Annotated in this window: 4 protein-coding genes; 2 read left to right on the top strand and 2 right to left on the bottom strand. The window is 72.8% G+C overall.

Annotation, left to right across the window (positions count from 1 at the left end):
• Positions 1-2,717 (top strand): tetratricopeptide repeat protein (locus tag AB8Z36_RS24920; protein ID WP_369215606.1); only part of this gene is annotated, 2,717 nt, incomplete at its 5' end.
• A gap of 35 nt (positions 2,718-2,752) precedes the next feature.
• On the opposite strand, the gene AB8Z36_RS24915 is transcribed toward AB8Z36_RS24920, so the two are convergent.
• The gene (locus AB8Z36_RS24915; protein ID WP_369215605.1) at positions 2,753-3,625 is read right to left on the bottom strand and encodes an aldo/keto reductase; all 873 of its coding nucleotides are present in this window, start codon (positions 3,623-3,625) and stop codon (positions 2,753-2,755) included.
• Positions 3,626-3,837: 212 nt separating this feature from the next.
• On the opposite strand from AB8Z36_RS24915, the gene AB8Z36_RS24910 reads away from it, so the two are divergent.
• On the top strand, positions 3,838-4,491 hold the full coding sequence (locus AB8Z36_RS24910; protein WP_369215604.1) for a maleylpyruvate isomerase N-terminal domain-containing protein: 654 nt from the start codon (positions 3,838-3,840) through the stop codon (positions 4,489-4,491).
• A gap of 41 nt (positions 4,492-4,532) precedes the next feature.
• On the opposite strand, the gene AB8Z36_RS24905 is transcribed toward AB8Z36_RS24910, so the two are convergent.
• Positions 4,533-6,332, bottom strand: a complete 1,800-nt coding sequence (locus AB8Z36_RS24905) for an AMP-dependent synthetase/ligase (protein ID WP_369215603.1) — start codon at positions 6,330-6,332, stop codon at positions 4,533-4,535.
• Positions 6,333-6,568: the final 236 nt, after the last annotated feature.

Below are 6,568 nucleotides of genomic sequence, written 5' to 3'. Positions count from 1 at the left end.
AGCTGCTGCGGGGCCGGGCGATCCGGGTGGCGGAGCGTCCCGCCGATGACGGCGCCCCGGCGGAGGATGCCGCCGCAGCGCGCCTCGGGGCGTTCGACCCGCCCGAAGCGGTCATCGCCCCGCCCCACCTCACGAACGTCGGCGGGCAGCCGCCCTTCGTCGGCAGGGAGGCGGAACTCCGGCGTCTGGACGAAGAACTGCTCGGCTGGCGCCTGCCACCGGGCGAGCTCGGCTGTGTCGTCGTCCACGGTATCGGTGGAGTCGGCAAGACAGCGCTCGCGACGCGGTGGGCGGCGGGCGTGGCCGCCGGTGACGTCTTCACCCCCGTGTGGCGGGTGCGGGCGTCGTCACCCGAGACGATCGACTCCGGCCTCGACAGCCTCACGCGGGCCCTCCAGCCCTCCGTAACGGAGTCCCTGGCGGGGCCGGACCGGGTGGAGTGGGCCCTGCGGTGGCTGCGGGCGCACGACGCCTGGGTCCTTGTCCTGGACTCTGTCGCGGACCCCGCCGACGTGCGGGAGCTGCTGGCGCGTCTCGGCACGGGCGGTTCCGTGCTGATCACCAGCCGGGTCGCCGAGGGCTGGGAGGGCGTCGCCGTGCCGATCCCCCTGGACGTACCCGCTCCGGCGGAGGCCGCCGTGATGCTGGAGGCGTACGCGGGCCGGGACCTGAGGGGCGCGGATCCGGGGGGCGCGCACGCCCTCTGCGCGGAGCTCGGCCGGCTGCCGCTGGCCCTGGCGATGGCGGGCTCCCACCTCGCGCGCACCGGCGAGTCGGTCGCGGAGTACCTGGCCGCCCTGGGCGAGGGGACGCCGGACGACGGTGACGGGGGCGTCGCGACCCGGAGCATCCGCGACGTGTTCGAGGAGCGGCTGCGCGACGCCGCGGCCGACCCGGCGGCCTCGCGGCTGCTCCTGACCCTCGCCTGGTACGCCGCCGAGCCCGTACCGCACGATCTGCTGCCGCCCGTGATGGCCGAGGCGGAGCTGCCGGGCGCCCTGCGGTTCCTGGCGGACAGCGGTCTCGTCCGTCTTGAGAACGACATGGTCTCCGTGCACGCGGTGCTGGCCGAGGTAGCGCGCGCCCCCGACCCGGACCCCCGTGTCCGCGGCGCGCGGGACATCGACGACGCCCGCATCGCGGCGGCCCGCCACCTCAGGAAGGCGCTCCCCGACACCACGGACGACCCGGGTGCCTGGCCCCGCTGGCGGCGCCTGCTGCCGCACATCGAGGCGCTCCTGGAACGCACCAGGTCGGTGGACGACAACCGCCACTTCATGGCCATCCTCACGCACACGGCACAGTTCCTCCTCGGCCAGGGCCAGGTGGAGCAGAGCATCGACCTCCTGCGGCGGGCGCTCCTCGACGGCCTGCGGCTGTCCGGACGGGAGGCGCCGGGGACCCTCTCGGTGGCCTCGCGGCTCGCGGACGCCTTCGTGGCGGCGGGCGACACGGGCCACGCGATCGAGCTGTACATGGAGAGCCTGGAGGCGCTGGACCGGGCGGGACGGCCGGTCGACGACCCGGACGTCCTGGAGACGCGGGCGGCACTGGCGGCCGTCAGGTACCGCTCGGCGGGGGAGGTGGCCCCTGCCGTCCGTGAGCTGGAGGAGGTGTGCCACCTCGCGCTCGCTGCCCTGGGCGAGGACCACCCCACGGCCCTGCACGCGCGCGTGCGGCTCGCCGGGGCCTGCCTGGCGGCGGAGGAGTTCGACCGTGCGACAGCGCTGTACGAGGAGACGCTGGCCACCGCGCAACGGGTGCACGGGAGGGGCTCCCCCTTCACCCTGACCGTGCGCGGCGAACTGGCCGCCGCCCACCAGGCCGTGGGCGACGCCGGACGGGCCATCGGGGAACTGGAGCGGATGGCGGCCGAATGCCGTCGGACCCTGGGCGAGGACCACCCCCTCACCCTCACCGCCCTCTCCGCTCTCGCCGGGGTCTACGAGAGCGAGGGGGTCCTCGATCACGCGATCGGCCTGTACGAGGACGCCCTGGGGCTCGGCATCCGGGCGCTCGGCGCGGCACACCCCGACACGTCACGCCTGCGGGAGCGGCTCGCGCACGCCTGCGTGGCGATCGGTGACCAGGAGCGCGTTGTCCGCCTGCGCGAGGAAACGCTCACCACGCTGGGCGAGACCGAGGGCCGCTACCACCCGGAGACGCTCCGCGCGGCGGCCTCCCTCGCCGGTGCCTACCGCCGCTCCGGCGCCCGCGACAAGGCGCTGGCCCTGTACGAGCGGACGCTGACCGAGCGGGTCAGGGTGCTGGGCGCCTCGCACGCCGAGACCCGGCGCTCCTACGAGGAGCTGGCCGAGACGCTGTGCGAGGCCGGGGAGCCGCGCCGCGCGATCCCGCTCATCGAGCGGACCCTGGACGAGCGGGTGAGCTCACTGGGCGGCGCGGACCCGGAGACCGTCCGCGCGCGGGACGCGCTCGCCGACGCCTGTCGGCAGGCCGGGGACCCCGGCGCGGCCGTCGAGCTGTGCCAGGCCTCGCTCGACGCGCTCAAGCACTCCCTGGGCGAGGACCACATCCGTACCCACCGGGCCCGCGCCCGGCTCGCGCGGGCCCTGGCCGCCGCCGACGACATGAAGAACGCCGTACGCCAACTGGGTCGCGCCGTCCACGGTCTCGCCCGGGAACTCGGCGAGGACGCGGCCGAGACCCTCGCCACCCGCACGGAACTGGCCCGGTGGCAGGAGCGGCGCTCCTGACCCACCGGGCCGGTCCTGCGGAAGAACTCCGGGCGTTACGCCGCGTCGAACGTGGCGGGGTCGGGGCCAAGCCGCCGGTCCTCGTTCAGGGCGGAGATCGCCGCCATGTCCTCCGGGTCGAGCTCGAAGCCGAAGACGTCGATGTTCTCCTTGATCCGGGACGGGGTGACGGACTTGGGGATCACCACGTTGCCGAGCTGGATGTGCCAGCGCAGCACGACCTGGGCGGGGGTGCGCGCGTGCTTCCGGGCGATCGCGACGATCGCCGGGACCTCCAGGAGCCCCTTGCCCTGGCCGAGCGGCGACCATGCCTCGGTGGCGATGCCCTGCTCCGCGTGGTACTCGCGGGAGGCGCGCTGCTGGAGGTGCGGGTGGAGCTCGATCTGGTTGACGGCGGGGATGACCGACGTCTCGGCGATCAGCCGCTCCAGGTGCTCGGGGAGGAAGTTCGAGACGCCGATGGACTTGGCCCGGCCGTCGGCCTGGATCCTCTCGAACGCCTTGTACGTGTCGATCGCGAGGCCCTTGGACGGCAGGGGCCAGTGGATCAGGTACAGGTCGATGTAGTCGAGGCCGAGCTTCTCCAGGGAGCGGTCGAAGGCGCGCAGCGTCGAGTCGTAGCCCTGGTCGCTGTTCCAGAGCTTCGTGGTGACGAACAGTTCCTCGCGGGCCACGCCGGAGGCGGCGATGGCCTTGCCCGTGCCCGTCTCGTTCTCGTAGGCGGCCGCGGTGTCGATGCTGCGGTACCCGGCCTCCAGGGCCGCCGTGACCGCGGTCTCTGCCTCGTCGTCCGGCACCTGCCAGACACCGAAACCGAGCTGGGGCATCTCGACGCCGTTGTTCAGGATGATCGGGGGGACCTTGCTCACGAGCTCTCGATCCTTAGGTTCGTCGGGTGGTACTGCCATGGTCAACGATCACTGGCCGTGCCGCATTCCATAGCGGGGCCATTTATTCCGCTTTACTCCGGCCGCATCCGCGCAGACGGCCAGGTGGGCGCTACAAGCACCCGCTCCGTCTGGTGTCCGTGAGGTTCGCTCCTGAAACCCCCGCCTCCTCACCGGGCGGGAATCGGGGATATCCGGTTGTCGGCCGGTCATGTCCGGCATAGCGTGCCCGGGTGGATCTCTTCTCGCACTCCTGGGCGGCGCTGCGCACGGCGGTCGCCGGGCTCTCGGACGAGGACTTCGAGCGGCCGTCGGGCTGTGCCGGGTGGCTCGTCCGCGATCTGGCCTGCCACCTGGTCATCGACGCGCAGGATGTCCTGATCACCCTGGTCACCCCCGCCGACACCGCGCCGACCGTGGACGCGGCCACCTACTGGGAGCTGGTCGAGCCGCCGACCGGCGACGACCCGCTCGACGCGCTGATGCCACGGCTCGCCGCCGCGTACGGCGAGCCGTGGCTGCTCAAGTTCCACCTCGACGACGTGGGCTCCGCCGCCGGGCGCGCCGCCGCTCTCGCCGATCCGGCCGCCCGCGTCGCCACCAAGGACCAGGTGCTGACCGTCGCCGACTACCTGTCCGCGTACGTCATCGAGTGGACCCTGCACCACCTGGACCTGATCGCGCATCTGCCGGAGGCCGCCGGTCCCTCCGCCGGGAGTCTCGCGGCGGCGCGCGGGCTCCTTGAGCGGATCGCGGGCGCCCGCTTCCCCGCGTCGTTCCCGGACGCGGACGCACTGCTGGTGGGCACGGGGCGACGGCCCCCGACCGAGGCGGAGCGGGCGGCGCTCGGCGAACTCACCGGACGGCTGCCCTTCGTCCTCGGCTGACCGGCGAGCGCCGTCGCGCCGTCGCGCCGTCGCGCTGGGCCTCAGCCGCGGTACAGCGCCTCGACCTCCGTCCGGTACGCCGTCTCGATGGCCTTGCGCTTCAGCTTCAGGGACGGTGTGAGCAGGCCGTGCTCCTCGCTGAACTGGTGGGCCAGTATGCGGAACGTACGGATCGACTCGGCCTGCGAGACCAGGGTGTTGGCGGCGACGACGGCCCGGCGCACCTCGGTCTCCAGGTCCGGGTCGCGGACCAGCTCGCCGGGCGGCGGCATCGGCTTGCGGCGCATCGCCATCCAGTGCTCCACCGCCTCCGCGTCCAGGGTGACGAGCGCGGCGATGTAGGGGCGGTCGTTGCCGACGACGATGCACTGGGCGACCAGCGGATGGTCTCGCACCCGCTCCTCCAGCTGGGCCGGTGAGACGCTCTTGCCGCCGGACGTCACCAGGATCTCCTTCTTGCGCCCGGTGATCGTCAGATAGCCGTCCTCGTCGAGCGCGCCCAGGTCGCCGGTGGCGAGCCAGCCGTCGTGCAGGCTCGCGTCGGTGGCCTTGGGGTCGTTGAGGTAGCCCTGGAAGATGTTGCCGCCGCGCAGCCAGACCTCGCCGTCGTCCGCGATGTGCACGGAGGTGCCGGGGATGGCTTGGCCGACCGTGCCGTACCGGGTGCGCTCGGGCGGGTTGGCGGTCGCCGCCGCGGAGGACTCGGTGAGCCCGTACCCCTCGTAGACCGTCACGCCCGCGCCCGCGAAGAACAGGCCGAGTCTGCGGTCCATGCCCGAGCCGCCCGACATGGCGTGCCGCACCCGGCCGCCCATCGCCTCGCGGACCTTGGAGTACACGAGCTTGTCGAAGAGCTGGTGCTGCATACGCAGCCCCGCCGAGGGACCGGGGCCTATGCCGAAGGCCCTGGCCTCCAGCGCGTCGGCATAGCGCACCGCGCACTCGACGGCCTTGTCGAACGCGCCCGCCCTGCCCTCCTTCTCGGCCTTGCGCCGCGCCGCGTTGAACACCTTCTCGAAGATGTACGGCACGGCCAGGATGAACGTGGGCCGGAACGCCGCGAGGTCGGGCAGCAGCGCCGCCGCGTTGAGGTTCGGCTGGTGGCCCATCCTGACCCGGCCGCGCACCGCCGCGATCTGCACCATGCGGCCGAAGACATGGGCGAGGGGCAGGAAGAGCAGGGTGGTGGCCTCCTCGCCCCGCTTGGAGTGGAAGACCGGCTCCCAGCGGCCGACCATCGTGTCCGCCTCGAACATGAAGTTGGCGTGGGAGATCAGGCAGCCCTTGGGGCGGCCCGTGGTGCCCGAGGTGTAGATGATCGTGGCGATGGAGTCGGGTGTGACGGCGCGGCGGTGGCGGTGCACCACCTCGTCGTCGATGTCGCGGCCCGCGGCGGTCAGCTCGCCGACGGCGTCCGCGTCGAGCTGCCAGAGCCTGCGCAGCTGGGGCAGCCGGTCGACGACGGAGCCGATCGTCATCGCGTGGTCCTCGTGCTCGACCATCGCGGCCGTGACCCGCGCGTCGTGCAGCATCCAGAAGACCTGCTCGGCCGAGGACGTCGGATAGACCGGCACCACCTGGGCGCCGATGGCCCAGAGCGCGAAGTCGAAGAGCGTCCACTCGTAGCGGGTGCGGGACATGATGGCGACGCGGTCGCCGAAGCGGACGCCCTGGGCGATCAGGCCCTTGGCGAGGGCGAGCACCTGGTCACGGAACTCGCCCGAGGTGACGTCGGTCCACCGCCCGTCGGTCTTGCGCCCGAAGGCGATGCGCAGCGGGTCCTCGGCGGCATGGTCGAACACGGCGTCGGCGAGGCCGCCCACCAGCGTCGCCGATGCCATCGGAGGATTCGAGAACTCGCGCAATGATGCTCCTTGTGGCGCTCCGCACAGCGCCGTGACCGTACCCCACGGCGCGCACCTCCGGGAGGGGGTCGAGGGGCGGGCGGTATGGACCATCGGCACAGGTCAGCCGGTCAAAATGGGCCCACAAGGGTAAGGGCCGGACAACTTACTTACGCGGGAGTAAGTTTCGGTGCCGTAATCTCCACCGAATCTGTACGCGGCACGTACAGGGC

The sequence above is a fragment of the Streptomyces flavofungini genome (assembly GCF_041028215.1).
Taxonomy (GTDB): Bacteria; Actinomycetota; Actinomycetes; order Streptomycetales; family Streptomycetaceae; genus Streptomyces; species Streptomyces flavofungini_B.
This window is presented reverse-complemented; position numbering and strand designations above follow the sequence as displayed.

Bases quoted from the DNA above. Each gene is read 5' to 3' on its own strand.
- AB8Z36_RS24915 (WP_369215605.1), bottom strand. From the start codon at position 3,625: ATGGCAGTACCACCCGACGAACCTAAGGATCGAGAGCTCGTGAGCAAG.
- AB8Z36_RS24905 (WP_369215603.1), bottom strand. From the start codon at position 6,332: ATGGCATCGGCGACGCTGGTGGGCGGCCTCGCCGACGCCGTGTTCGAC.